We start from the raw sequence: 25,620 nt of genomic DNA, 5'->3' as shown, positions 1-25,620 counted from the left end.
GCTTTAGCCGGGATAAGTATAAGCCGTCTTCACCGTAGTGTAGAACTCGCGGGCATAGGCGCCCTGTTCGCGCGCGCCGTAGCTCGAGCCTTTGCGGCCGCCGAACGGCACGTGATAGTCGACGCCGGCGGTCGGCAGATTGACCATCACCATGCCGGCCTCGCTGTTGCGCTTGTAATGCGAGGCGTATTTCAGGCTCGTGGTGCAGATGCCCGAGGCGAGGCCGAACTCGGTGTCGTTGGAGATCGCGAGCGCCTCCTCATAATCCTTGGCGCGGATCACGCAGGCGACCGGCCCAAAAATCTCCTCGCGCGCGATGCGCATGGTGTTGGTGGCTTCGGTGAACAGCGCCGGCTGCAGATAGAAGCCGGGCGTCTCGCGGTTCAACAGCTCGCCGCCCCCATGCAGGCGGGCGCCTTCGTCCTGGCCGATCTTGATATAGCGGAGGTCCTGATCGAGCTGGCTCTGGTCGACCACAGGGCCGACATGCACGCCGCTCTTCAGCGCGTCATCCACCGAGAGCCCCTTCATCCGCTCGGTCATCGCGGCGACGAAGCGGTCGTGAATTCCTGCGGTGACGATCAGGCGCGAGGACGCCGTGCAGCGCTGGCCGGTGGAGAAGTAGGCGCCGTTGACGGCGACCTCGACCGCGACCTTGAGGTCGGCGTCGTCGAGCACGACCAGCGGGTTCTTGCCGCCCATCTCGAGCTGGAACTTCTTCATGGGATTGGAAAGCACGCAGGCCTGCGCGATCTTGCGGCCGGTCTGAACCGAGCCGGTGAAGGAGATCGCGGCGACATCGGGATGTTCGAGCAGGGTCTGGCCGACCACCGAGCCCGAGCCGACCACGAGGTTGAACACCCCTGCCGGAATGCCGGAGCGCGCGATGATCTCGGACAGCGCATGCGCCGAGCCCGGCACCAGCTCGGCCGGCTTGAACACCACTGAATTGCCGTAGCAGAGCGCGGGCGCAATCTTCCAGGCGGGAATCGCGATCGGGAAATTCCACGGCGTGATCATGCCGACGACGCCGACCGGCTCGCGGGTGATCTCGACGTCGAGGCCGGGACGAACAGATGCGCCCTTCTCGCCGATCAGCCGCAGCGCTTCGCCGGCAAAGAACGCGAAGATCTGACCGGCGCGCGCCACCTCGCCGATGCCTTCCGGCAGCGTCTTGCCTTCCTCACGCGCGAGCAGGCGGCCGAGCTCTTCCTTGCGGGCGAGGATTTCGACGGAAATCTTGGTCAGCGCGTCAAAGCGCTCCTGCGGCGTTGAGCGCGCCCAGGCCGGGAAGGCGGCCTTCGCCGCGGCGATCGCCTTTTCGGTCTGCGCCTTGTCGGCCTTGGCGTATTCGCCGACCACATCGGCTGTGTTGGAGGGATTGATGTCCCGCGTGATGCCTGTTCCGTCGACCCATTCGCCGGCGATGAAGTTCTTCTGGTGGGCTGTCATGTTTCCAACCTTTCTTTTTTAGCGCACGAGGCAGGGACGCTTGTCGTCGAAGGTCCAGCCGGGGATCAGGAACTGCATGGCCAGCGCGTCGTCGCGGGCGCCGAGGCCATGCTGCTTGTATAGCGCGTTCGCAGCTTCAATGGCACCGCGATCGAGCTCGATGCCGAGGCCCGGACGGTCGGGGATCGCGATCTTGCCGCCCTTGATCTGCAGCGGCTCTTTGGTCAACGCCTGGCCGTCCTGCCAGATCCAGTGGGTGTCGATCGCGGTCACCTTGCCGGGCGCGGCGGCGCCGACATGGGTGAACATCGCCAGCGAAATATCGAAATGGTTGTTGGAGTGCGAACCCCAGGTCAGGCCGTTGTCGCGGCAGGTCTGCGCCACCCGCACCGAGCCCTGCATGGTCCAGAAATGCGGATCGGCGAGCGGAATGTCGACGGCCCCTAACCGCAGCGCATGAGAGAGCTGACGCCAGTCGGTCGCGATCATGTTGGTTGCGGTCGGTAGCCCCGTAGCGCGGCGGAACTCGGCCATGATCTCGCGGCCGGAGAAGCCGGCCTCGGCGCCGCAGGGGTCTTCGGCATAGGCGAGCACACCATGCATTCTGCTGCAGAGCCGGATCGCCTCGTCGAGCGTCCAGGCGCCGTTCGGGTCGAGCGTGACGCGCGCATTCGGAAAACGCCTTGCGATCGCGGTGACGGCCTCGATCTCTTCTTCGCCGGCGAGCACGCCGCCCTTGAGCTTGAAATCGGCAAAGCCGTAATGCGCCTGGGTCGCCTCGGCGAGGCGCACGATCGCGTCCGGCGTCATGGCGACCTGATGGCGCAAGTTGAACCAGTCGGGCTTGCCGGTCTCGCCTTCGACGTAAGGCAGGCTGGTCTTGCTGCGATCGCCGACGAAGAAGAGATAGCCGAGCGTCTCGACGCTCGCGCGCTGCTGGCCTTCGCCGAGCAGCGCCGCGACCGGGAGATTGAGATGCTGGCCGAGCAGATCGAGCAGCGCGGATTCCACGGCGGTGACCGCGTGAATGGTGACGCGGAGGTCAAAGGTCTGCTTGCCACGGCCGCCAGCGTCGCGGTCGGCGAATGTCCGGCGCATCGACGCCAGGATGTTGTTGCAGGCGCCGATGGTCTGGCCGACGACGAGGTCGCGTGCGTCCTCGAGCGTCTTGCGGATCTTTTCGCCGCCCGGCACCTCGCCGACGCCGGTGTGGCCGGAGTTGTCGGTGAGGATGACGAGATTGCGGGTGAAGAACGGCGCATGCGCGCCGCTCAGGTTGAGGAGCATGCCGTCGCGGCCGGCAACCGGAATCACCTCCATCGCCGTGACGACGGGGGCGCCGCTAAAGCCGGTGCGGATCGTGTCTTGAATCATCTGCTCCTCCCTTTGTGTTCTTTCCGCTGTCTTGTTCCGGTTTCTTGGGCCGTTCGGCCTACTCTGCTGCCTGCTGGGTCGCGGCCTGCGGCAGCTTCGCCACCAGTGCCGCGAGCTCGGCGATCTCCTGCTCGGTCAGGTCGGTCAGCGGCGGCCGCACCGGACCGGAATCGCGGCCAATCACCTTCATGCCGGCCTTGATGATCGACACCGCGTAGCCCTTCTTGCGGTTGCGTATCGCGATCAGCGGCAGGATGAAATCCTTCAACCCTGCATGGATGGTCTGATGATCGCGCCGGCGCACCGCGGCGTAGAAATTGGTGGCGAATTCCGGCACGAAGTTGAACACCGCCGACGAGTAGGTGGTGACGCCCATGTCGAGATAGGGCAGCGCAAAGGTTTCCGCGGTGGGGAGCCCGCCAATATAGGTCAGGCGGTCCCCGAGCCTGGTGTAGACGCGGGTCATCAGCTCGATGTCGCCGATGCCGTCCTTGTAGCCGACCAGGTTCGGGCAGCGCTCGCACAGCCGCGCCAGCGTATCGGGCTGCAGGATCGCATTGTCGCGGTTGTAGACGATGACGCCGATCTTGACCGACGCGCACACCGCCTCGACATGCGCAGCAAGTCCGTCCTGCTCGGCATGCGTCAGATAGGGCGGCAGCAACAGCAGGCCGTCGGCGCCGGCCTTCTCGGCGCCGATCGCGATCTCGCGCGCGATCGCGGTGCCGTAGCCGGTGCCGGCCAGCACGGGAACGCGGCCCTTGGTCTCCTCGACCGCGACCTTCACGACCTGTGGTACCTCGCTCGGCGTCAGCGAGAAGAACTCGCCAGTGCCGCCGGCGGCGAACAGGCCGGCGACGTCATAGCCGCATAGCCAGTCCATGTTGGCGCGATAGGTCGCCTCGTCGAACGAATGATCCGCCTTGAACGGGGTCACGGGGAAGGAGAGGAGGCCGCCACCGATTCTCGCGGCCATCTCCTGAGGGGTCATCTTGCTCATGGCGCCACTCCTAAAATACTTATGGGAAACGGATGCGCGAGCAGCGCGCGTCCATGGCGAGATTTCTAGGAAATCGTTCGATGCGCGTCCAAGCCAAACGCGGTATCGAGCGATACACAATCTGCATCAATCGCCGCGCAGGTGCGGGCCGGCGATTTCGGTCGCGATCTCGATCAATGCCGGCAGCAGCTGGTTCTCGTGATCGCGCCGCCATACCATGAACAGTTCGACCGGCACGGGCGTGCGCAGCTTCAGCGGCTTCAGCCGGACATCCGCGATCTTCAGGCTGGCGGCCGCCTCCGCGACGCCGAGCCCGGCGCGCACCATGGCGAGGATCGAATGGATCTGGCTGAGATGCTGGACATAGCGCGGCAGCACGTCGGCGCGGGTGAACATCGAGACCAGCAGATCGTGGAAGTAGCGCGCCTCATAGGGCGAATACATCACGAACGGCTGGTCGTCGAAATCCTTGATGCTGACGGTCTCGGCGGCGGCCAGCGGATGCTTTTTCGGGATCGCGGCCAGCAGCGGCTCGGCCACGACGCGCCGGCTTGCGAATTCCGGCCGCGCGATCGGCGGCCGCAGCAGGCCGGCATCGATCTGGCCGGTGGTCAGCGCCTCGAACTGATCGCCGGAGACCATTTCCTTCAGGGAGAAATCGACCTCCGGCAGGCGGGAGCGGGCGGCTGCGATCAGGTCGGGCAGGAAGCCATAGGCGGCCGCGGCCGTAAAGCCGATCTTGAGCGAGCCGGTCTTGCCGAGCGCGATGCGGCGGGCGACCTGCGAGGCGGACTCCGCCAGTTTGAGGATGCGCCGCGCTTCCGGCAAGAAACTGCGTCCCGCCGGTGTCAGCCGCACCGAGCGGCTGGTGCGCTCCAGCAGCGGCGCATCGATGATGTGCTCGAGCACCTGGATCTGCCGGCTCAGCGGTGGCTGCGTCATGTTGAGACGCGCGGCGGCGCGGCCGAAGTGCAATTCCTCGGCCACCGTGACGAAACAGCGGAGCTGGTTCAGGTCGAACATCGATGCTAGCCTGGAATGGATCGTTCGAGGATTTGTACGTTCTAGCATCGATGCCTCCCACCGGGGAAGAAGACAAAGACGGCGGCCGCAGCCGCCGTTGACGTGTCGTTGCTGCCGTAGCAGCCGGCTCAGGCCGCCTTCAGCTGCACCCGCTTGATCTCGCCGACGATGAACAGATAGGCGATTGCCGCGACCAGCGCGTTGGCGCCGACGAACACCAGCGCGCCGTTGAACGAGCCGGTGGCGGCCAGGATGTAGCCGATGATGATCGGCGTGGTGATCGAGGACAAATTGCCGAAAGTGTTGAACAAGCCGCCGGAGACGCCACCGGCTTCCTTCGGCGAGGTATCCGAGACCACGGCCCAGCCGAGCGCGCCGATGCCCTTGCCGAAAAAGGCGAGCGCCATGAAGCTGACCACCAGCGCCTGGCCGTCGACGTAGTTGCAGGCGATGATCGACATCGACAGCAGCATGCCGCCGACGATCGGGATCTTGCGCGCGATGGTCAGCGAGCCGGTGCGGCGCAGCAGGTAGTCCGAGATCACGCCGCCGAGCACGCCGCCGATGAAGCCGCACAGCGCCGGCAACGTCGCGACGAAGCCGGCTTGCAGGATCGAGAGCCCGCGCTCCTTCACCAGATAGATCGGGAACCAGGTCAGGAAGAAGTAGGTCAGGGTGTTGATGCAGTACTGGCCGATATAGACGCCGAGCATCATACGGTTGGCGAGCAGTTGGCGGATGTGGTCCCAACTCGGGCCGCTGTCGTGCGTCTTGCCGTCCTTCGCCGCGTCCATGTCGACCAGCGCGCCGCCCTGCTTGATGTAGTCGAACTCGGCCTCGTTGATCGCGGGATGCTCCTTCGGCTCGTAGATCGTCTTGATCCAGGCGATGCCCATCACGATGCCGAGCCCGCCCATCACGTAGAACACGTGGCGCCAGCCGTGCTCGTGCGCGATCCAGCCCATCAGCGGCGCGAAGATCACGGTTGCGAAATACTGCCCGGAATTGAAGAAGGCCGACGCGGTGCCGCGCTCATTGCCGGGGAACCAGGCCGCGACGATGCGGGCATTGGCCGGAAACGACGGCGCTTCGGCGATGCCGACGAGGAAGCGCAGTCCAAACAGCAGGAGCACGGCCGTGCCCGCGGAGAGGAACCCGACCAGGCCCTGCAGCGCGGTGAAGATCGACCAGACGATGATGCTGATCGCGTAGACCCATTTGGAGCCGAAGCGGTCTAGCAGCCAGCCGCACGGCACCTGCGCGATCACATAGGACCAGCCGAACGCCGAGAACACGTAACCCATTGCCACGGGATCGAGATGCAGTTCCTTGGAAAGGGCGGGGCCGGCGATCGAGAGCGTGGCGCGATCGGCATAGTTCACGGTGGTGACGAGGAACAGCATCGTCACGATCAGAAGCCGGACGCGGGATCGCCGCGCGTCCGCAGCGGACACAATCGCGCTCATTAGCGCCTCCTTGAAAAAATTTCCTCGGGGTCTGTCCTAGAGAGATGACGACAAGGGGTCCAAGCCGAAACGGGTATTGATCCATACCGATTTTGAATGGATCGGCCCGGTGCGATGCCACCTTCGCCGCTGTTGCCTCGGTTCCCAAATTAATGTACTATTCGTACAGTTATTGCGGGCGCAGCGTTGCGCCCCGCATACTTGGGGTCGAATGCGCATGACCACGCCACGCGACTATGAGGTGTTCGAGGCCGGTGACGTGACCCTGCAGGGCGGCGCCGTGTTTCCGCAGCTCAGGCTGGCCTACAAGACCTACGGCACGCTCAACGCGGCCAAGGACAACGTCATCCTCTATCCGACGTCGTTCGCCGCGCAGCATTACGACATCGAATGGCTGGTGCAGCCGGGCGGCGCGCTCGATCCCGAGCGTTACTTCATCGTGATCGCGAACCTGTTCGGCAATGGCCTGTCGTCCTCGCCCTCGAATTCGAGCGAGGTGCTCGGCGGCGGGCCGTTTCCGGCCTTCACCTGTCATGATGCCGTTGCCATTCAGCGGCGGCTGCTGGTCGAGCGGTTTGGCGTGACGAAGCTCGCGCTGGTCTATGGCTGGTCGATGGGCGGCATGCAGGCCTATCACTGGGCCGCGCGCTACCCCGACATGGTGGAGCGCGCAGCCGTGGTCTGCGGCAGCGCAAGGTGCTCGCCGTATAACCATGTGTTCCTCGAGGGGGTGAAGGCCGCGCTGACCGCCGATCCGGCCCATCGGGACGGCCGCTTCGTCAGCAAGCCCGTGGCCGGCCTTCGCGCGATGGGGCGCGTCTATGCCGGCTGGGCGATGTCGCATGAATTTTATCGCGAGGAAGTCTGGCGCGAAGCCGGCTTCAGCTCATTGGAGGACTATCTGGCGGGATCGTGGGACGGCGCATTCGCACGGCGCGATGCCAATGATCTGCTGGCGCAGGTCGCGATCTGGCAGGCCGGCGACATCAGCCGCTGCGAGGAATTCGGCGGCGACTTTGACCGGGCGCTGGCCGCGATCAAGGCGCACGTCCTGCTGATGCCCGGGCGTACCGACCGCTATTTCGACCCGCGCGATAACGAGGATGAACTCGGCCGCCTGGTCAATGCGCGCTCCGCGGCGCTGCACGCCATTCCGTCGATCCACGGCCACCGCGCCGGCAATCCCATCAACAACCCCGCAGACCGCGCCTTCATCAACGCCGAGATCTCGGCGCTGTTGCAACGCTGACAGGTGAGACGACCATGAGCACCGCAGAGACCAGTGATGCCGGACCGCGCCTGAAGCCGCTCAGCCCGCTGATCCTCCGCGATCTGTCGATCAAATCGAACCTTGCCGGCGCGCTGCGCGCAGCGAGCCATTACGGCATGATCGTTGTGGTCGGCGCGCTGATCTCGCTGGCTTCGTCGCGCTACGGCCTGCTATGGGCGCTGCCGCTGATTGCCGTGCAGGGTTACTTCGTCGCGTTCCTGTTCATGGTGGTGCATGAGACCGCGCACAAGACGGCGTTCCGCAGTCACACCCTCAATCCGGCGGTCGGCAATCTGTCCGCCTTCATGATCGGACTGCCCTATCAATATTACTGCCTGTTCCACTGGGACCATCATCGCTACACCCAGGATCCGGAGAAGGACCCGGAGCTGATCGTCGGTCCCAAGCCGGCGTCGGACACCCAGCTCGCGATCGCCTATTCCGGATTGCTGCAGGTGCTCGTCCGCATCCGGCTGATGTTGCGGCACGCGCTCACCGGGAAGGTGAGCGTGCCGTGGATTCCGGAGCACAAGCGGGCGGCGATCGTGCGGGAAGCAAGACTCTATCTCGCGGGTTATCTGCTGCTGCTGGTGGCATCGCTCGCGCTGCAAAGCGCGATCCTGCTCTTTGTGTGGATCGTGCCGCTGCTGGCCGGTCAGCTCATCCTGCGTCCGTATCTCTATGCCGAGCACACCGGGTGCGAGCGGACGCGGAGCGCGTTCGAGAATACGCGGACCACGATGACCGGCCGGATCATGAAATGGTTCGCCTGGAACATGCCTTACCATGTCGAGCACCACGCCTATCCGACGGTGCCGTTCCATGCGCTGCCGAAGCTGAACGCCATCGTCGATGGCCACATCGTGTATCGCGGCAGCAACTACCGCGCCGTGACGCGCGAGACCTGGGCCTGGTTTCGTCGCCAGCGGCAGCACTCTGCTTGATATTCACGTGTCGGCGTTCGGCCGCAGCACCAGATTGACGAGGTTGCGGGCATAGGCCGGGGTCAACGGCTTGATGCCGAAGACGTAGCGATAGAACAGGCTGCCATAGATCGCGTCGTAGATATCGCCGGGCACGCCCGGCGCGCCGATGCTGCCGTCCTTCTGGCCGGCGGTGATGATCTCCAGCATCCTGCTGCGGCGCAGGCCGAGGTAGCGCTCGTAGAACAGTCCCGCCGTACCGGTCTTGGATATGCATTCCGAGATCACCGCGAGCTGCACGCGCCCGAACTCGCCCTGCAACGCCTCGACATAGGTCGCGACATGGCGGCGGATGCGGGCCACCGGATTGCCGGTTTCGGGCAACGGCACGGCGCGCGAGGCCTGGTCGAGGAAGGCATCGATCAACAGAGCTTCGCGCGACGGCCACCATTTGTAGATCGTCATCTTCGAGACGTTGGAGTGCCTGGCGATCGCGTCGATGGTGGTGGCGGCAAGGCCGGTGGTCGCCATTTGCGTATAGGCGCTTTGCAGGATCGCGGCCGTGGTCGCGGCGGAGCGCGGACGGCCGCGCCGCCCCGTTGTCGCATCCTCCGTCTCCGCCTTGCCGCTCGCCATGACCGGGATTCGTATCCTGCGTCTTTGAATCATTGCGCTGCATGCGGACATAGCATGAAATCGCGCGCTGTTTCAGATCATTGCCGCCGCTGATAGTGTACAACGCGCGAGCGAAGGCTTAGCCCCGCCGCCGATCGAACAGGAGCGTCCCGTGAAGGCCGTCTACAGTGATCTGCACCGCAGCCATGATCCGCAATTCTTCCTGGTCCGCGGTGTCGTCCAGCGCACCACCGAGCAGCCCGAGCGTGCCGACCGCCTGCTGGCGGGCCTGAAGGCCGGCAAGCACACGCTGATCGAGCCGACCAAGTTCGGGCAGGGGCCGCGGGCGCGGGTGCACAGTCCGGAATATCTGAGCTTTCTCGCGGAGGCCTGGGATGAATGGTCCGCGCTCGGCAATGCCGGGCCGGAGATGATCGCGAACATGCACCCGGTGCGCAACGCCGGCACCTACCCGAGCCATATCGTCGGCAAGCTCGGCTGGCATACGGTCGACACCGGCTGTCCGATCGGACCGGGCACCTGGGCCGGCGCCTGCGCCTCGAGCGACGTCGCGGTCACCGCCGCGCAAATGGTGCTGGATGGCGAAGACGCCGTCTACGCGCTGTGCCGACCGCCCGGACACCATGCCTATCGCGATCTTGCCGGCGGCTTCTGCTTCCTCAACAACAGCGCGATCGCGGCCGAGCATCTGCGTCAGAGGCACGAGCGCGTCGCGATCCTCGATGTCGACGTGCATCACGGCAACGGCACGCAGGGCATCTTCTATGAGCGGGCGGATGTCTTCACCGTCTCGATCCACGCCGATCCGTCGTTCTTCTACCCCTTCGTCTGGGGTTACGCCCATGAGCGCGGCGCCCGCGGTGGTCTCGGCACCAATCTCAACATTCCGCTGGCCAAGGGCACCGGCGACGACGACTACATGAAGGCGCTGGCGGCGGCGGAAAGGGCGATCCGCTCCTTCGCACCGACCGCGCTGGTGGTCGCGCTCGGCCTCGACGCCTCCGAGAAGGATCCGCTCGCCGGCCTCGCCGTCACCACCGACGGCTTCCGCCGCATCGGCGAGGGGCTGGCGCGGTTCGGTCTGCCGACGGTGCTGGTCCAGGAGGGCGGCTATCTCTCCGATATCCTCGGGGCCAATCTGACGGCGGTGCTGGGCGGGTTCGAGGCCGCGCGCTAGACGCATATCCGAGCGACGTGGCGATTGGCCCGCGTCTGGAAATCTCGTCAAACAAGAATCCGGGGCATCGATCTTCAGCCGCCTGCGCCGCAACAAAGCGTGGTTGGCTTGCATGTTTGCAACCAAAGTCAGATCATGCGGTTGGTATTCGGCGCTGGCTTATGATTCTTGCCTGCCGGCATCAGCCGGCCAGGTGGACAGCAACGCGAGGACGGCCATGAGTGACCTGCTTCGCATCGCGATTGTCGGTTTCGGCGAGATCGCGCGCCGGCAACATGTGCCCGCGATCGCGAAGACGTCCGGCGCCGCACTCGTTGCGGTCGCCGATCCGGCGCAGACCCCGCCCGGCCTGCCGCACTTCCGCGATTTGCAGGAGTTGCTGCGCGACGGCCCGGAGATCGACGCGGTCGCGCTGTGCACGCCGCCCCAGATCCGTCACGCGCAGGCCGCCGCCGCACTCGCCGCGGGCAAGCACGTGCTGCTGGAAAAGCCGCCGGGCGCCACCGTTGCCGAACTCTCGCCGTTGATCGCGGCGGCGCATCAGGCAGGCCGGACATTGTTTGCCACCTGGCATTCGCGTTATGCGCCCGCGGTCGGGCCCGCGCGCAAGCTGCTCGCCGGCCGCACCATCAACAAGGTGACTATCATCTGGAAGGAGGACGTGCGCGTCTGGCATCCGGGCCAGGCCTGGATCTTCGAAGCCGGAGGTTTCGGCGTGTTCGATCCCGGCATCAACGCGCTCTCTATCCTGACCGAGATCCTGCCGCGTCCACTTCTTGTCAGGAGTGCGATGCTGGATTTCCCCTCCAATCGGGAGGCGCCGATTGCCGCGGAACTTGAGCTCACCGACGAGAGCGGCCTGCCGATCCGTGCCGAATTCGATTTCCGCCAGACCGGTCCGCAAACTTGGGACATCCTGTGTGAAACCGATGCCGGGCCTGTGACACTGTCCAAGGGCGGCAGACAGCTGCGCGACGGCAGCATGCTGGTCGTCGATGCCGCCGACGAGGAATATCCCGCGCTGTATCGCCGCTTCGTCGCGCTGACGTCGGACGGCAAATCCGATGTCGATCTGGTGCCCTTGCAGCTTGTCGCCGACAGCTTCATGCTGGGACGGCGGCGCCTCGTCGAGGCGTTCGAGGACTGACAATGACATCATCCAGCGTTGCTCGCGCGCCCTTCGGCACGTTGCCTGATGGTACCGTGGTCGAGCGCGTCACACTGCGCGGCGAGCACGGCTTTGAGGCCGCCATCCTGCCCTTTGGCGCCACGCTGCAGGCGCTAGTAACCCCGGATCGCGACGGGCAGTGCGACGACATCGTGCTCGGTCACGACGCGTTCGACGGCTATCTCGCGCAGCGCAAGTTCTTCGGCGCGACCATCGGACGCTACGCCAACCGGATCGCCGGCGCGCGCTTCATGCTCGATGGCGAAACGGTGCAGCTCGACGCCAACAACGGCCCCAACGCGCTGCATGGCGGGCTGCAGGGCTTTGATCGCAAGCTGTGGCGGATCGTCGAACTCAGCGACGGTCCGGAGCCGACGCTGGTGCTGGAGCGCGAGAGCCCGCATGGCGAGGAGGGCTATCCGGGCAATCTCGCGACGCGAGTGACCTATCGCGTGCGCAGTCCGATGGAGCTCTCGGTGACATATGAGGCGACCACCGACCGGCCGACCTGCCTCAACCTCACCAATCACAGCTTCTTCAATCTCGACGGCGCGCGCTCAGGCACGCAGATCCTCGATCATCACCTTACGATCGCGTCCGACCATTTCCTCGGGGTCGACGCCACGGCGATCCCGCTACAGGGGCCGCCGCGGCCGGTCGACAGCACGCCGTTCGACTTCCGCAAGCCGGTCGCGATCGGCGCGCGGATCAGGCTGAATGACGAGCAGCTGCGGCTCGGGCGCGGCTATGACCACAATTTCTGTCTGGCCGCGGGGACCGGACCCCGTTTCGCCGCGCGCCTCGAGGCGCCGCACAGCGGCCGCGTGATGGAGCTGTTCACCGATCAACCGGGACTGCAGTTCTATTCCGGCAATTTCCTCGACGGCTCGACCGCCGGCAAGGGCGACCGGCTGTATCGCCAATCCGATGCGCTGTGTCTCGAGCCGCATGCCTGGCCCGATGCGCCGAACCGGCCCGACTTTCCCTCGGCGCGGCTCGATCCGGGGCAGACTTATCGGCGCACCGCCATCTATCGATTCTCGACCGTGTGAGTGATGCCATGACTGACCGTGCCGCCGAGCCGCTGATGGAAGAGGTACCGACATCGGTGCTGTCGGCTGAGCGCTGTCATCTCGGCGAAGGGCCGACCTACGATGCGTCAACCGACACCGCCTGGTGGTTCGACATCCGCGAACGTCGCCTGTTCGAGCATCGTTTTGCGGACGGCCGCACCGTCATTCATGAGTTGCCGAAGATGGCAAGCGCATTGGCGCGGATCGACGGCGAGCGGCAGCTTGTTCTCACCGACGACGGGCTCTATGTCCGGCAGGTCGCCGATGGCCGCATGGAACTGTTCGCTGCGCTCGAGGCCGACAACCCGGCGACGCGCTCCAACGACGCGCGCGTGCATCCGTCCGGCACATTCTGGCTCGGCACCATGGGGCGCCAGGCCGAGCAGGGAGCGGGCGCGATCTACGCCTTGCATCGTGGTCGCATCACGCAGCTTTATCCTGACATCACGATCCCGAACGCGATCTGCTTTTCGCCGGGCGGCGACATCGGCTACTTCGCCGATACCGCGCGCAATGTGCTGTACCGGGTGCCGCTCGATGCCGCGACCGGATTGCCCGTGGGCCAGCCCGCGGTCCTGATCCAGCATCACGGCACGGGCGGGCTCGACGGCGCGGTCGTCGATGCCGACGGGCGGATCTGGAACGCGCGCTGGGGCGGCGGCTGCGTCGATGTCTATGATCCCCGGGGCAAGCGTCTGCGCTCGCTGCGCGTGCCGGCAAGCCAATCGAGTTGCCCGGCCTTTGTCGGCCGCGACTTCTCACGCGTGCTGGTGACCTCGGCCTGGCAGGATATGGATGATGCGCAGCGTGCCGCCGATCCCGGGCATGGCAGGACCTTCCTGCTCGACGCCGCCGCGCGCGGCCGGGCCGAGCCCGACGTCAAACTGTCCTGACCGCGCGCTCGCCGGCCGCCTTGTTGACGCGACCTGATTATTTGGACGATAGTACAAGTATGGTCCGCAAACCTGCTAGGCCTGGCGTTAAGGCCGACGTGAAGGCCGCCAGCACCCGCAAGCCCAATATGCGCGAGGCGATCCTCGCCGCGGCGGAGGAGTTGTTCTCGACCTACGGCTTCAACGCCGTCTCGGTGCGCGACATCGCGCAGGCGGCCGGCGCCAATCCCGGCAGCGTGACCTATCATTTCAAGACCAAGGACGGCCTGCTGCTGGAAATCTACCGGCGGCATTGCGGCCCGATGAACCGGCGGCGCTCGGAGCTTTTGGCGGCGGCGCGGCGGGTGCGCGACCTGCAGGATCGGCTGGAGGCGATCGTGCGCGCCTATGTGCTGCCGGCTTTCACCTCGGGCAGCGATCTCGCCGGCGGCGGGACGCGGTTCACGCGACTGCGCGCGATCATGTCGGCCGAAGGCAACGAGGTCGTGCGCAAGATCATCGCGCAGACCTTTGACGACACCAGCCACGCCTTCATCGATGCGATCCATGAAAGCCTGCCGCATATTCCGCGCACCGATCTGGTCTGGCGCGGCCACTTCCTGCTCGGCGCGCTCTACTACACGCTGGTGACGCCGGAACGCGTCTCGCGCCTGTCGCGCGGCAGCGCCGACGGCTCCGATGCCGGCCACGCCATCGAGGAACTGGTGCGCGCGACGGTGGCCGCGCTGCAGGCTCCTCCACTCGATCCTGCGACGCCTGCCGCGCGCAAGGCACCGGGCGCAATTCCCGGACGAGCGCTGACCTGATCCCGCGGAGTCGATCGCCATGGAGAAACTTCGGCTGCGGACCGTGCTCGGCAATCACCCGCACATCAAGGCGGTGAAGAACGGTGAGCTGCGCTCGGAGCTGTTCGACCTCGACTTCACCGAATTCACGCCGACCAACGCCGCGTTCAAGCCGATGGTGCGCGAGCAGGCGTTCGACGTCTGCGAGATGGCCATCGTGACCTATCTGATGGCGAGAGCGCACGGCAAGCCGCTAGTGCTGTTGCCGGCAGCGATGGTCGGCCGCTTCCAGCATGGCCACGCGCTCTATCGTGCCGATCGCGGCACGCTCACGCCTGCCGATCTCGATGGCAAGCGGGTCGGCATTCGCTCGTTCACGACCACGACGGGCGCATGGATGCGCGGCATCCTTGCCAACGACTACGGCGTCGACCTCGACAGGATCGACTGGGTCACCTTCGAGGACCCGCATGTCGCCGAATATGTCGACCGCACCGAACGCGCGCCAAAGGGCAGCACCATCATCCAGATGCTGAAGGACGGTGAGCTCGACGCCGTGCTTGGCGAGACCTCGAGCGATCCGGCGCTCAAGCCATTGTTTGCCGATCCGGCCGGCGAGGCTACGCGGTGGTATGCGCGGCATCGTGTCGTGCCGGTCAATCATCTGGTGGTGGTGACGAAGCAGCTCGCGACATCGCGGCCGGATGTGGTGCGCAGCCTCTACGAGCTCCTCAAGCGCAGCAAGGCCAGGGCTGGTCCGCCCGCCGTGCCGGACCTCGTGCCGTTCGGCGTCGAGGCGAACCGCAGGCCGCTCGAACTGATGATCGGCTATTGCGCGCAGCAGGCGTTGATCCCCCGGCGCGTCGCGGTTGACGAACTGTTTGACGACACAACACGGGACTTGAACTGATGACAATCTCCAGCGATCCGCGGCAATGGCAGATCGGCATGCTCGGCTATGGCGAGGTCGGCCGCATCCTCGCTGAAGATCTCCGCAACCAGGGCGTCAAGGTCACGGCCTACGACATCAAGCTCGACCGCGAGCAAGGTGCGCCGCTGCGCGCGCACGCGGCGGAGATCGGCGTCGCGCTCGCGCAATCCCACGCCGATCTCGCGGCGCGGGCCGATTTCATCATCTCGGCGGTGACGGCGGGCCAGGCGGTGGCGGTGGCCGAGGCCTGCGCGCCGGCGATCGGGAAGGGCGCCTGGTTTCTCGATTTCAACTCGGCCTCGCCCGGCGCCAAGCAGCGCGCCGCCGCCCACATCGATGGCGCCGGCGGCCGCTATGTCGAGGGCGCGGTGATGACCTCGCTGCCGCCGTACCGGATCAAGGTCCCGCTGCTGCTCGGCGGCCCGGGCGCGCGGGAGCTGACGCCGCTTTTGGTCGCGCTCGGCTTCGCGGCGAAGGTCGCGAGTGACGAACTGGGCGTGTCCTCGGCGGTCAAGATGTGCCGTAGCATCATGATCAAGGGCCTGGAGGCGATGGTGATCGAGAGCTTTACCACCGCACGAGCCTATGGCGTCGAGGATGCGGTGCTGGCCTCGCTCAAGGAGACCTTCCCTGCCATCGATTGGGAGAAGCAGGGCGCCTATTTCTTCCAACGGGTGATCGAGCATGGCCGACGCCACGCCGAGGAGGTGCGCGAGGTGGCGGAGACCGTGCGCGAGGCCGGGCTTGCGCCATGGTCCGCGTCTGCTACCGCCGAGCGGCAGGGCTGGGTCGCCGATCTTGCCGATGAAGGCGTGTTCGGGCGTAAGGGAACGTCGGACTTCGCCCGCAGCGCCGACTGGCGCATCGAAGCCGATCGAATTCTGGCGCGCATCAAGTCCTGAACCCTCCTGCGGAGAATCCGTCGCGTTCCCTGCGGACGCGCGATGCGCTATTGCTCCTTCAACAGTTTTGGTCTGGAGACACTCCCATGAAGAATTCCGGCAAGGTCGTCGCCATCACGGGCGCGGCGCGCGGCATCGGCAAGGCCTGCGCGGCGCGCTTCCTGTCCGATGGCGCCAGGGTCGTCATCTCGGATGTCGACGCTGCTGGGCTCGTCCACACCGCCAACGAACTCGGACATGAGGATCGGTTGCGGGCCGTCGAAGCCGACGTCAGCAAGCGCGCCGATGTCGATCGCATCGTCGCTACGGCGGTGAAGGAGTTCGGCCGGATCGACGTCATGGTCAACAATGCGGGCGTGGCGCGCAACCGCGACTTCCTCGAGATCAGCGAAGCCGAATTCGACGACGTGATGGGGATCAACCTCAAGGGCGCGTTCTTCGGCGTCCAGGCCGCGGCGCGGCAGATGATCGCGCAGGGCGGTGGCGGCGTCGTGGTCAACATGTCCTCGGTCAATGCGCTGCTCGCGATCCCCTCGCTTGCGACCTATGCGATGTCCAAGGGCGCCATGAAGCAGCTCACCTCGGTGGCGGCCGTGGCACTGGCGCCGCACGGCATTCGCGTCGTGGCGGTCGGACCCGGCACGATCCTGACCGAGATGGTGGCGACCGCAATCTTCTCGTCGGAGGATGCGCGGCGCAGCGTGCTGTCACGCACCCCGGCCGGCCGTTGCGGCGAGCCGAGCGAGGTCGCCTCCGTCGTGGCATTCCTCGCCAGCGACGATGCCTCCTACATCACCGGCCAGACCATCTATCCCGATGGCGGGCGGTTGATCCTCAACTACACGGTGCCGGTCCACGAGAAGAAGTAGGGGGCAGGTTCAATTGCGAGCACAGCGAAACGCCGCGGCCTGCCGTTGCAAGGGCGCACTGCCAAAATATCGAAAACAACCCCATGCAAAGTAGCCCGCGGCTGCCGGCGTTCGACACGGCAACTTGACATGTCGGGCAAATCGGCGGTATTATTCTATTATTCAGAAATCACGCAGTAGCCATTCGGTGTCATCACCCGCGCATGCGGGTGATCCAGTATTCCAGAGGCTGTCGTGCTTGAGCCGATGGGCCGCGGCGTACTGGATTGCCCGGTCCATGTGCGCAATTGCGCACAGGCCGGGCGATGACAGGATGAGGACGCCGCTACCGGCCCTTGAACTTGGGCTTGCGCTTTTCCATGAAGGCGCTGCGGCCCTCGCGGAAGTCCGCGCTGTCCATGCAGTCGATGCCGATCTGCTTGATCGCGGCGATGTCGCGATCGGCGGGGTCCTTCAGCACCTGCGCGATGGTGATCTTGGCGGCCTTGATCGCCAGCGGCGCGTTGCCCGAGATGGTGCGCGCGATCTCCATGGTCGCGTCCCAGAGCTCGGCGTCCGGCAGCACGCGATCGACGAGGCCGATCCGCAGCGCTTCCGTGGAGTCAATCCGCATGCCGGTATACATGATCAGCCGCGCCCAGGACGGGCCGACCAGCGACACCAGATGGCGTAAGCCCTCATAGCCATAGGCGATGCCGAGCTTGGCGGCGGGAATGCCGAACTGGCCGCTGGCGCCGGAGATGCGGATGTCGGTCAGCATCGCGACCTGCATGCCGCCGCCGAGGCAGAAGCCGCGGATGCAGGCGATGGTCGGCTTCGGATAGTCGGCGAGCAAAGCGCGCTGGGCCGCGCTGCGCCGTGAATATTCCTCGGAAGCCTCGGCGTTGTGCCTGGTCTTCTCGAACTGGCTGATATCGGCGCCCGACACGAAGGCCTTGTCGCCGGCGCCGACCAGGATCACGACGCGGACATCAGGATCGTCGCGCAAGGCGATCAGCGCCTCGCCGAGCCCTTCCCACATCTCCAGCGACATCGCATTGCGCTTGTCGGGGTTGTTGAAGGTGATGACGCCGACGCCATCGACCACGCTTTGCAGGATCTTGCCGTCGGCGAGCGATTTATCTGACATGTTTGGTTTCCGAGCGTCCGGTCTGATTTCGGCCAAGCCTAGCACCCGGGCGGAAGCCGGAGCAGGCGCTTTAGGGCACGGCGCGATTGCATCGGCGTGCGACAACTCTCCCGGTAGTTGTGCGGCCCGCAAAATAAACCGTCGTGAAACGGTTACGCCATAGAGTGCGCCGCCCGTGCTCCGTGCCGGTTTAACTTTTTCCTAGTTTTCGACGGTACGACTGTACGCACCTGCGCGCCAAGGCTGCTTGCGTCCCAGCCCGCGGCGCGCTGGGACGCATGCCGCAGCCTTCCCGCTGCCATCGCGTCGGTAGCGGACGTCCCCACCACCGGACCGGCAGAGAAGCCGGTCAATCCCGACCTCCGTGCACTCGCATCGCCTCGGGCGAGGTCCAGTCGTGTCCGTCGAAAAGTTTCTCAAGCAACGTGCGATCAGGATCACGGTCAACGGCAGCTACACGCTGCCGAACTGGTACGATGCGCAGGGCAAATTGCGCTCCTTCGCCTGCCGCACCACGCGGATGTCGCCGTTCCGCATGATCGTGGACGTGCCCGTGGTCGGCAAGGTCGGCGACCGGCTGACCTCGTATTTCGAGGAGTTCGGCAAGTTCGAAGACTGCATCACCGACACGATGAACGGCAGCTTCCTGCTCGAGCTCGAGATGACCCACGCCATGCGGGAGAAATTTGCCGACAAGCTGAGAAGAAGCAGAAGAATCCGATGTCCGCAAAGGGCCACCTCCAGACTCATGCACCGCAGTAAATAGAACTCTAAACCTACTAACTCGTCGATGGGCAAAGCGGCGTTGTTGCAGGCGGGCGCCGAGAGGTGCTGAAGCCGACCGGGAACCTGCCGTGCGAGTCTGGATTCCCGCGACGGTTGGGGTAAGGTTACGTTGCCTGCGCAGAAAAATTGGAAAACGACGTTTGGGAGGAAGTGATGCTCGACACCACCCTTATCGCGCGCGTCCAGGTTATCCTCGACAAGTTTGATGCCGCGCTTGCGGCGGGCGATCTCGACGCCGCCGTAGGAATGTTCGCTCCGGATTGCTACTGGCGCGACCTCGTTGCCTTCACCTGGAACATCAAGACCATGGAAGGCCGCGATCAGGTCCGCGACATGCTCGCGCATTGCCTAGTGCACGTGAAGCCGCACAACTGGAAAATCGCCGAAGGTGAAACGCCAACCGAGGCTGGCGGCGTGGCCGAGTCTTGGATCTCATTCGAGACCGAGGTCGCGCGCGGATATGGACTCATCCGACTGCAGAACGACCAGATCTGGACGCTCTTGACGACGATGGCCGAACTCAAGGGCCATGAGGAAAAGGCCGGCTTCAGCCGACCGCTCGGCGCCAGGCATGGCGTCAATCCCGGCTCCAAGACTTGGAAGGAACTGCGCGACGAGGAAGTCGAAGAACTCGGGTTCAAGACCCAGCCCTACGCGCCTGTCATCGGCGGCGGACAGGGCGGCATTGCGCTCGGTGCGCGGCTGCGCCAGCTCGGTGTACCGACGATCATCGTCGAAAAGAACGCACGCGCCGGCGATTCCTGGCGCAACCGCTACAAGTCGCTCTGCCTGCACGACCCCGTCTGGTACGATCACTTGCCCTACATCGATTTCCCCAAGAACTGGCCTGTGTTCTCACCCAAGGACAAGATCGGCGATTGGCTGGAAATGTACACCAAGGTCATGGAGCTGAACTACTGGACGAACACTATGGCCAAACGCGCCAGTTGGGACGACGCAAGGAAGGAATGGACCATCGTCGTCGAACGCGATGGCAAGGAGATCACTCTGCGGCCCAAGCAGCTTGTTTTCGCGACCGGCATGTCGGCCAAGCCGAACATGCCGAAAATCAAAGGCATGGAAACGTTCAAGGGCGAGCAACACCATTCCTCTCGCCATCCCGGCTCCGGCGGCTACAAAGGCAAGAAGGTGGTGGTGATCGGCTCGAACAATTCGGCCCACGACATCTGCGCTGCGCTGTACGAGGCCGGCATCGACGTAACGATGGTGCAGCGCTCAACGACGCACATCGTGCGCTCGGATTCGCTGATGGCGACCCTCGGTGATCTTTATTCCGAACGTGCCGTCCGCAGCGGAATGACCACGGCCAAGGCCGATCTGATCTTCGCTTCGCTGCCCTACCGGATATTGAATCAGTTTCAGAAGCCGGTCTATGACAAGATCCGCCAGGATGACGCCGCTTTCTACGCCGGGCTGGAAAAGGCCGGCTTCAGGCTCGACTTCGGTGACGACGATTCCGGGCTATTCATGAAGTATCTGCGCCGCGGCTCGGGCTATTACATCGACGTCGGCGCCTCACAGCTTATCATTGACGGCAAAATCAAACTGTTCACTGGACAAGTCGAGGAAATCACGCCCAACGGCGTCAAGCTCGACAACGGCAAGGAATTGCCAGCGGACGTGATCGTGTATGCCACCGGCTACAGCTCGATGAACGGCTTTGTGGCCGATCTCGTGAGTCCGGAGATGGCCGACAAAGTCGGTAAGGTCTGGGGCCTCGGCTCGAATACGACGAAGGACCCCGGCCCGTGGGAAGGCGAGCAGCGTAACATGTGGAAGCCGACGCAGCAGGAAGGCCTATGGTTCCACGGCGGCAATCTGCATCAGTCGCGACATTACTCGCAATTCCTTTCCCTGCAGCTGAAGGCGCGCCACGAGAGCATCCCGACGCAGGTCTACGGCCTGCAGACTGTCCATCACAAGGCCTGAAATTGCCGAGTGCAGGAATTGCGAGCCCTATGTTGTTTGCACCTCGCCAACGCAATGTCCGTGTTGTCTCGCTGAGCCGACATCGCTGACTTGATCCGTCATGTCGGAAAGGGGCCAGATTCGGACATCTCAGCACAATGCGCATCTTGATCAATTCGAAAAGCCATGCAGCAGATCGCGACGACCGCGATAGCAGTCGGGGCTTGCTCTGGCCGGCGACCCCGATCATGCGAATGGCTTAGGGACTGAGCGGGGTGAGGACGTTGCGCAGTGGCGCGCTGGAAATTTGCATCAAACCCGCGAATGGCTGACCCAGCTCCAGGACTAGGTAGATCGCCCCGGCGGCCGACAGTGCAAAAACGAAGAGCGAGCCGAAAACGGTTGCGCTGGGTTTGGCAAACAGGCCGAAGCTTCCAAAGATGATGGTGAGCCAGAAAATGAGCACCACCAGGAACGGCATAGGGATTGAGTTGTTCGTCTGTGCGAACAGCAGCAGGCGGGTTTGTGCAATTTCCGTGGCGATCTGTATGGCCCTAACTTGCAGGGAGCGCTGGGAATCGTTCTGCGGCGAAAGCTGCTGAAGCTTCGCAAAGAATGCATCGCCTGCGGCGCTCGCCTCGAAGGGGTTCGCCTTGGCAACCTCGGAACTTTTCTCGCGCCACATTCGATCGGCTAAAACGACGATACCGCGCCGCAACAGATTGCGTAGGTCGTTCGTCTCCGGTCCGTATTGCGCCAGCAGATTGTCGAGCAGGACAACATTACTCGTCATCTGCGTGACTTGAGTGCTCTGCGTGTCGTAGGAGCCCTTCGCCGAGGCGATCAGCAGGCCGAGGACGAGCGCGGCTATCGTCCCGATGAGGCCCGTGCCCAGCCTGACCACATCCTTGTCATCTGTGCTCAGGTGATGCCCAGGAAGGAACATACCGAGCAGGGCGCCGCCTGAGATGCATACAAACGTGATGCACGATAGCGCGATTGCATTCATGATTCACCAGTGTCTCGCGAGGCAGCGGCCTTCTCTCTATTAGTCATCCAGTTCTAGGCCGTAGCTTCAAGCTCGTTCGCCTGAGCGCAGCTTCGGTCTCTGCCGCGTATCGTTGACGCGGCATCCTGATGCGTCGACCGCGGTGTGTCGCCTACGCCGCGGAGGCAACTGCGGGTCCCTTAGCGATCAATATGCGTCGGTCGTGAATCAAGCTCTCCAGCCGGAGGGCTGCAACGGACAATGTGGCATCATCCACCGCGCTCTCGTCTCCAGCAGCGGATTTGGCGCGCTCCGCCTTTAGAATGCCGTCGATCTCTTCTTCGATATCCGAAAGTTCAGCCTCTGTATCGACTTTCCGAATCCGGCGCGCCAAGGCATAGAGAGAATCGAGTGGGCCTTCGGTTGCGCGGTTGCCGACGCCCAGGAATTTCCACGCCGCCGCAAGCAAGGTGGCGGCGCCACCCAGTACCATCGGCGTCAAATAGATCCAATTGCCGTATTCATCCATGAAGCTCTGCGTGGTGCTGTTGTAGACGGCTGCCGCGCCAGGGTGCAGCGGAAGGTAGGCATCCTGGTCGGTGCTGGGCGCGGTGATCTGCGCGAAAATAGGCTGCTCGCGCAGAAGATTCCTGCGCGCGCTCATGATCGCCTCCGTGAGGCTGGTTACCAGATCAGTGCCGAGCTTCTTTTGCGCAACCAAGTATAGCGAGGTCCTCAGGGTCGTCAGGTCATCTTCCGGGACCGGCGGCGATCCCCGCAGCGTGCCCTTCGGGACGTCGAAGCTTTCAAAGGCGCGTTCATTCTCTGCAATTGCCCCCGCGGACTCGATTGGGATCAGTACCGGGACCTTTTTATGGCCGAGCTGAAAAAATCCGCGAACAAGCGAGAGGTATTTTTCGGCGAGCGGGATCACGACAAGCAGGGCACTGACCTGTTTTGACTGAATGGCTTGCCGGACATCCGTCAAAGCAAGGTTCTTGAATACAACTTTTGCGCCCGCCAGATCGTATTCCTTGGTCAACACATCGACAATTTTGGTGTTCGCTACTCCGCCGACCACGCCGACCGTGCGTCCCTTCAGGTTGTCCATGCTCTCGATGGATGATCCCGGCGGCGCGATGATCAGTACGACCATATGGCTGACGACGACAACGGCTTGCGCCTGCGACAAGTCACCGACATCGCCGCGAACCACGGCGAGATCGACCTTACCCGCGGAGAAGGCGTTAGCGGCCTCAAGCGCAGTGCCGCTGTCGAGAACCTTGAGCCGCACCGGCGCGTTCGTCGAAACGAGCTCGCCTGCTATCGCTGACATTGCCTTGGCAGCCTCGCCGTCGATTGAGCCGACCGCCACGGTCAGCGTTACCGGGCGAGTGTAGTACCGATAGCCAAGGAGACATGCGCCTGCCGCAAAGACGACGACGCCGATAACCAGGAAAAAGCGAAGCCACAGCGGCAATTTTATCGACATCATGCTCGTCGCTCCAGACGCGTCGGCCGATGGACATCGCTGCATGCCTTAATTGCCGCGCGTACAGCCGCAAAGACTAAGGCCCCGTACTTCCAACTATGTGAAAACGGACAGGCGCCCGTGCGAGTTCGCCATGTCCTTGCCGCTGTATTTCTGCGGACCTCCGACGCCCGCGAACGACCGCGGCCAGCGTAGCTGCCAGCGGCCGCTCTACGTGCTCGCTTCTCAAGACGCCCCCCCAAGCTCGGGGAAATTGAATGGTATGTATCAGAATTGTGGGCCGATGTCCCTCTATTCCCTAGTCAGAAACGGGTCGTGTGTCACGAGCAGATAGATCGTGGTGGCCTGCTTTGATCTGAATCAACGCCCAACCGCTGGATGCGATCTTATGTGACGTCTCTTGCAGAACAACGACCTTGCGGAGAAGAATACACGCTGTTGGTCATTGGGTTCATAGCCGCAAGCGCAGAAAAGGCCAGTGCTGCCGTAGTGTACTGCCAATACGTTGACTATCCCGCCGGGTGCGTCGTAAGGCCCTCCTGAGCACAATAAGGGAGCAACGTACCGAGATGAGAACGGATCGTAGGGCCTGTAAGCGCGCGACGATTGGTCCCGATTTCGACACGCAGCCTTTGATCTAGATCAATGATCGCCCTGCTGACGCCCAGGTCCGAGTTGGGTCAAAAGGCGACATCCCTGTGGTCGGGGCCGCGAGTCCGCTTTACCTCTCGAAAGCGGACATCCCGAATTTATAAGTACGCACCCTAGCCTGCGGCCGCGCGTCCGATTCGCGCATTACGTCAGCTCTTCCGGATCCTCGGCTGCGCGCAGGCGTGCGATGCTGTCTTCGGTCGCATTCGCACCGGCCGCCGCGATCGCAATCTCCCGCCCCAGGTTGGTGGATTCGGCCCACAGCAGGAAGAACACCAGCGGCGGCCGTTCGCGCGCCTCCAGCATCTGCCGGCAGCGCTCCGCGGCGCCGTCGAGCGCCCACCACTGCCGGGCCACGACCATCACCTTGCGGAAGCTTCGCAGCGTGCCGGAAAATTTCTGCGGATCGGCACCCACGATGGCGCCGCAATGGTTCAACCAGTTCAGCCCGGCGTAGATCGCAATCCCGTAATCCTCGATCGCGGTGCCCGTGAAGTCGACGACCGTGTTGTCGTGCGCGCGCTGGCGCAGGAAGGCGTCGATCATCTCCGCCTGGCGGGACGGATCGGCCAGCAGCGAGGTGTCCTGCCGCGGCACCATCGGAACATAGCGCATCGCTTCCAGCCTTGTGTGCTCCCAGATCGCTCTGGTATCGCCGAGCAGGTCGCCGGACTTGCGCTTGCAGGCCGGATAGACCAGCACGCCGTTGTCGGCGAGATCGAGATAGCGCGGCACGACCTTGTCGAGTGCGGCGAGAAACGCCAATGGATCGGTGAGGCCGCGCAAGTCGCCGGCGGCGTCCTCCGCTTGTGCAGGCTTGTTGACGCGTGTCCAGCCGAAATTGGCCATCCCCGGGCGCCCCGATCTCAACCTGTCGGTCAGGTTAAATGGAAAATGCGCCAAATCAACTGCGGCATTTGCCGCAACGCGCCCGCTGCTGCCGGTTGACGCGGGAAACCGCCGCGCCTAGCTCATGGTTAATCGGTGCGCAACGCGGGTTGCCGCCGCCGCTTTCGGAACGTACCGCCCATGACTGCATCCGACCGCCAATCGCATTGGCAGACCGTCTATCTGACCAAGGGCGAGCAGCAGGTGAGCTGGTCGCAGGCCGATCCGCAGCCGTCGCTGCGGCTGATCGAATCCGTCGCGCCCGGCTGCGACGCGTCGATCATCGATGTCGGCGGCGGGGCCTCGCGGCTTGTCGATGCGCTGCTGACGGGCGGCTTTCACGATGTCACCGTGCTCGATCTCTCTGAAGCTGCGCTGGCGAGCGCGCGGCAGCGGCTCGGCACGGCGGGCGAAGCGGTACGTTGGGTCGCCGATGATGCGACGGTCTGGCAGCCCCAGCGGGCCTTCGACATCTGGCACGATCGTGCGGCGTTTCATTTCCTGGTCGAGGAAGACGATCGCGCGGCCTATCTCGACCGGCTGCATCGCGGCGTCCGGGCAGGCGGCCACGCCGTGATCGGCACCTTCGCGCCTGATGGTCCGGAGAAGTGCAGCGGCCTGCCGGTGCAGCGCTATGATCCTGCAACGCTCAGCCGGACCATCGGTTCGGCCTTCGAGCTGATCGCCGAGGAGCGGCATCGGCATGTCACGCCCTGGGGAGCGGCGCAGTCGTTCCAGTTCAGTGTGCTGCGGCGGAAGTGACCGGCCGAAGAGGCGCGACCCGCCAAATCTGTGCAATATGTCGGTGAAGGTAG

The 25,620-nt window shown here is 64.2% G+C and carries 22 protein-coding genes and 1 pseudogene; 13 read left to right on the top strand and 10 right to left on the bottom strand.

Annotated features, from left to right (window positions below):
* Positions 1–3: 3 nt before the first annotated feature.
* The 5 genes from HAP48_RS07435 to HAP48_RS07415 all read right to left on the bottom strand — a co-directional run bounded on the left by HAP48_RS07435 (position 4) and on the right by HAP48_RS07415 (position 6,315).
* Entirely contained in the window at positions 4–1,452 is a 1,449-nt protein-coding gene (locus HAP48_RS07435; protein WP_166214294.1) for an aldehyde dehydrogenase family protein, read from the bottom strand.
* Positions 1,453–1,470: 18 nt separating this feature from the next.
* Positions 1,471–2,826, bottom strand: coding sequence for a glucarate dehydratase (gudD, locus tag HAP48_RS07430; protein WP_166214295.1), 1,356 nt, complete (start codon positions 2,824–2,826; stop codon positions 1,471–1,473).
* Positions 2,827–2,884: 58 nt separating this feature from the next.
* Positions 2,885–3,826, bottom strand: a complete 942-nt coding sequence (gene kdgD, locus HAP48_RS07425) for a 5-dehydro-4-deoxyglucarate dehydratase (RefSeq protein ID WP_166214296.1) — start codon at positions 3,824–3,826, stop codon at positions 2,885–2,887.
* Between the two features lie 126 nt (positions 3,827–3,952).
* A complete protein-coding gene (locus HAP48_RS07420) occupies positions 3,953–4,849 on the bottom strand; it encodes a LysR family transcriptional regulator (RefSeq protein ID WP_166214297.1) in 897 nt (298 codons plus the stop codon).
* 128 nt (positions 4,850–4,977) lie between these two features.
* Positions 4,978–6,315, bottom strand: a complete 1,338-nt coding sequence (locus tag HAP48_RS07415) for an MFS transporter (RefSeq protein WP_166214298.1) — start codon at positions 6,313–6,315, stop codon at positions 4,978–4,980.
* 217 nt (positions 6,316–6,532) lie between these two features.
* On the opposite strand from HAP48_RS07415, the gene HAP48_RS07410 reads away from it, so the two are divergent.
* A complete protein-coding gene (locus HAP48_RS07410; protein WP_166214299.1) occupies positions 6,533–7,564 on the top strand; it encodes an alpha/beta fold hydrolase in 1,032 nt (343 codons plus the stop codon).
* Between the two features lie 14 nt (positions 7,565–7,578).
* Complete coding sequence (locus HAP48_RS07405; RefSeq protein WP_166214300.1) at positions 7,579–8,529, top strand: fatty acid desaturase; 951 nt, start codon at positions 7,579–7,581, stop codon at positions 8,527–8,529.
* Between the two features lie 3 nt (positions 8,530–8,532).
* On the opposite strand, the gene HAP48_RS07400 is transcribed toward HAP48_RS07405, so the two are convergent.
* The gene (locus HAP48_RS07400) at positions 8,533–9,144 is read right to left on the bottom strand and encodes a TetR/AcrR family transcriptional regulator (protein ID WP_166214301.1); all 612 of its coding nucleotides are present in this window, start codon (positions 9,142–9,144) and stop codon (positions 8,533–8,535) included.
* 151 nt (positions 9,145–9,295) lie between these two features.
* Between HAP48_RS07400 and HAP48_RS07395 the strand changes: the two genes are divergently transcribed.
* The 8 genes from HAP48_RS07395 to HAP48_RS07360 all read left to right on the top strand — a co-directional run bounded on the left by HAP48_RS07395 (position 9,296) and on the right by HAP48_RS07360 (position 16,942).
* Positions 9,296–10,321, top strand: coding sequence for a histone deacetylase family protein (locus HAP48_RS07395; protein WP_166214302.1), 1,026 nt, complete (start codon positions 9,296–9,298; stop codon positions 10,319–10,321).
* Between the two features lie 217 nt (positions 10,322–10,538).
* Entirely contained in the window at positions 10,539–11,468 is a 930-nt protein-coding gene (locus HAP48_RS07390; RefSeq protein WP_166214303.1) for a Gfo/Idh/MocA family protein, read from the top strand.
* Between the two features lie 2 nt (positions 11,469–11,470).
* Complete coding sequence (locus tag HAP48_RS07385; protein WP_166214304.1) at positions 11,471–12,541, top strand: aldose epimerase family protein; 1,071 nt, start codon at positions 11,471–11,473, stop codon at positions 12,539–12,541.
* A 35-nt stretch (positions 12,542–12,576) separates the two neighbouring features.
* A complete protein-coding gene (locus HAP48_RS07380) occupies positions 12,577–13,455 on the top strand; it encodes an SMP-30/gluconolactonase/LRE family protein (RefSeq protein WP_166216779.1) in 879 nt (292 codons plus the stop codon).
* A gap of 59 nt (positions 13,456–13,514) precedes the next feature.
* Positions 13,515–14,261 (top strand): TetR/AcrR family transcriptional regulator, encoded by a 747-nt coding sequence (locus tag HAP48_RS07375; protein ID WP_166214305.1) that lies wholly within the window; start codon positions 13,515–13,517, stop codon positions 14,259–14,261.
* Between the two features lie 19 nt (positions 14,262–14,280).
* Positions 14,281–15,150: an ABC transporter substrate-binding protein gene (locus HAP48_RS07370; RefSeq protein WP_166214306.1), complete on the top strand. Its 870-nt coding sequence runs from the start codon at positions 14,281–14,283 to the stop codon at positions 15,148–15,150.
* On the top strand, positions 15,150–16,073 hold the full coding sequence (locus HAP48_RS07365) for a DUF1932 domain-containing protein (RefSeq protein ID WP_210292804.1): 924 nt from the start codon (positions 15,150–15,152) through the stop codon (positions 16,071–16,073). Before HAP48_RS07370 ends, HAP48_RS07365 begins: the two co-directional genes overlap by 1 nt.
* 86 nt (positions 16,074–16,159) lie before the next feature.
* Positions 16,160–16,942, top strand: coding sequence for an SDR family NAD(P)-dependent oxidoreductase (locus HAP48_RS07360; protein ID WP_166214307.1), 783 nt, complete (start codon positions 16,160–16,162; stop codon positions 16,940–16,942).
* Between the two features lie 325 nt (positions 16,943–17,267).
* Here HAP48_RS07360 and HAP48_RS07355 read toward each other — a convergent pair whose 3' ends face one another.
* Entirely contained in the window at positions 17,268–18,071 is an 804-nt protein-coding gene (locus tag HAP48_RS07355; RefSeq protein WP_166214308.1) for an enoyl-CoA hydratase, read from the bottom strand.
* Between the two features lie 397 nt (positions 18,072–18,468).
* On the opposite strand from HAP48_RS07355, the pseudogene HAP48_RS07350 reads away from it, so the two are divergent.
* Positions 18,469–18,771 (top strand): annotated as a pseudogene (locus HAP48_RS07350) (PilZ domain-containing protein); the annotation flags it as partial.
* 239 nt (positions 18,772–19,010) lie between these two features.
* A complete protein-coding gene (locus HAP48_RS07345; protein ID WP_166214309.1) occupies positions 19,011–20,807 on the top strand; it encodes a flavin-containing monooxygenase in 1,797 nt (598 codons plus the stop codon).
* A gap of 238 nt (positions 20,808–21,045) precedes the next feature.
* Here HAP48_RS07345 and HAP48_RS07340 read toward each other — a convergent pair whose 3' ends face one another.
* The 3 genes from HAP48_RS07340 to HAP48_RS07330 form a co-directional block, all read right to left on the bottom strand.
* Positions 21,046–21,795, bottom strand: a complete 750-nt coding sequence (locus tag HAP48_RS07340) for a bestrophin-like domain (RefSeq protein WP_166214310.1) — start codon at positions 21,793–21,795, stop codon at positions 21,046–21,048.
* 151 nt (positions 21,796–21,946) lie between these two features.
* A complete protein-coding gene (locus HAP48_RS07335; protein ID WP_166214311.1) occupies positions 21,947–23,269 on the bottom strand; it encodes a TAXI family TRAP transporter solute-binding subunit in 1,323 nt (440 codons plus the stop codon).
* 792 nt (positions 23,270–24,061) lie between these two features.
* Positions 24,062–24,766 (bottom strand): hypothetical protein, encoded by a 705-nt coding sequence (locus HAP48_RS07330; RefSeq protein ID WP_166214312.1) that lies wholly within the window; start codon positions 24,764–24,766, stop codon positions 24,062–24,064.
* A gap of 180 nt (positions 24,767–24,946) precedes the next feature.
* Between HAP48_RS07330 and HAP48_RS07325 the strand changes: the two genes are divergently transcribed.
* Positions 24,947–25,567 (top strand): class I SAM-dependent methyltransferase, encoded by a 621-nt coding sequence (locus HAP48_RS07325; protein ID WP_166214313.1) that lies wholly within the window; start codon positions 24,947–24,949, stop codon positions 25,565–25,567.
* Positions 25,568–25,620: the final 53 nt, after the last annotated feature.

Source organism: Bradyrhizobium septentrionale (assembly GCF_011516645.4).
GTDB lineage: Bacteria > Pseudomonadota > Alphaproteobacteria > Rhizobiales > Xanthobacteraceae > Bradyrhizobium > Bradyrhizobium septentrionale.
This window is presented reverse-complemented; position numbering and strand designations above follow the sequence as displayed.

Bases quoted from the DNA above. Each gene is read 5' to 3' on its own strand.
- HAP48_RS07435 (WP_166214294.1), bottom strand. From the start codon at position 1,452: ATGACAGCCCACCAGAAGAACTTCATCGCCGGCGAATGGGTCGACGGA.
- gudD (WP_166214295.1), bottom strand. From the start codon at position 2,826: ATGATTCAAGACACGATCCGCACCGGCTTTAGCGGCGCCCCCGTCGTC.
- kdgD (WP_166214296.1), bottom strand. From the start codon at position 3,826: ATGAGCAAGATGACCCCTCAGGAGATGGCCGCGAGAATCGGTGGCGGC.
- HAP48_RS07420 (WP_166214297.1), bottom strand. From the start codon at position 4,849: ATGTTCGACCTGAACCAGCTCCGCTGTTTCGTCACGGTGGCCGAGGAA.
- HAP48_RS07415 (WP_166214298.1), bottom strand. From the start codon at position 6,315: ATGAGCGCGATTGTGTCCGCTGCGGACGCGCGGCGATCCCGCGTCCGG.
- HAP48_RS07410 (WP_166214299.1), top strand. From the start codon at position 6,533: ATGACCACGCCACGCGACTATGAGGTGTTCGAGGCCGGTGACGTGACC.
- HAP48_RS07405 (WP_166214300.1), top strand. From the start codon at position 7,579: ATGAGCACCGCAGAGACCAGTGATGCCGGACCGCGCCTGAAGCCGCTC.
- HAP48_RS07400 (WP_166214301.1), bottom strand. From the start codon at position 9,144: ATGGCGAGCGGCAAGGCGGAGACGGAGGATGCGACAACGGGGCGGCGC.
- HAP48_RS07390 (WP_166214303.1), top strand. From the start codon at position 10,539: ATGAGTGACCTGCTTCGCATCGCGATTGTCGGTTTCGGCGAGATCGCG.
- HAP48_RS07385 (WP_166214304.1), top strand. From the start codon at position 11,471: ATGACATCATCCAGCGTTGCTCGCGCGCCCTTCGGCACGTTGCCTGAT.
- HAP48_RS07380 (WP_166216779.1), top strand. From the start codon at position 12,577: ATGGAAGAGGTACCGACATCGGTGCTGTCGGCTGAGCGCTGTCATCTC.
- HAP48_RS07375 (WP_166214305.1), top strand. From the start codon at position 13,515: ATGGTCCGCAAACCTGCTAGGCCTGGCGTTAAGGCCGACGTGAAGGCC.
- HAP48_RS07370 (WP_166214306.1), top strand. From the start codon at position 14,281: ATGGAGAAACTTCGGCTGCGGACCGTGCTCGGCAATCACCCGCACATC.
- HAP48_RS07365 (WP_210292804.1), top strand. From the start codon at position 15,150: ATGACAATCTCCAGCGATCCGCGGCAATGGCAGATCGGCATGCTCGGC.
- HAP48_RS07360 (WP_166214307.1), top strand. From the start codon at position 16,160: ATGAAGAATTCCGGCAAGGTCGTCGCCATCACGGGCGCGGCGCGCGGC.
- HAP48_RS07355 (WP_166214308.1), bottom strand. From the start codon at position 18,071: ATGTCAGATAAATCGCTCGCCGACGGCAAGATCCTGCAAAGCGTGGTC.
- HAP48_RS07345 (WP_166214309.1), top strand. From the start codon at position 19,011: ATGCTCGACACCACCCTTATCGCGCGCGTCCAGGTTATCCTCGACAAG.
- HAP48_RS07340 (WP_166214310.1), bottom strand. From the start codon at position 21,795: ATGAATGCAATCGCGCTATCGTGCATCACGTTTGTATGCATCTCAGGC.
- HAP48_RS07335 (WP_166214311.1), bottom strand. From the start codon at position 23,269: ATGATGTCGATAAAATTGCCGCTGTGGCTTCGCTTTTTCCTGGTTATC.
- HAP48_RS07330 (WP_166214312.1), bottom strand. From the start codon at position 24,766: ATGGCCAATTTCGGCTGGACACGCGTCAACAAGCCTGCACAAGCGGAG.
- HAP48_RS07325 (WP_166214313.1), top strand. From the start codon at position 24,947: ATGACTGCATCCGACCGCCAATCGCATTGGCAGACCGTCTATCTGACC.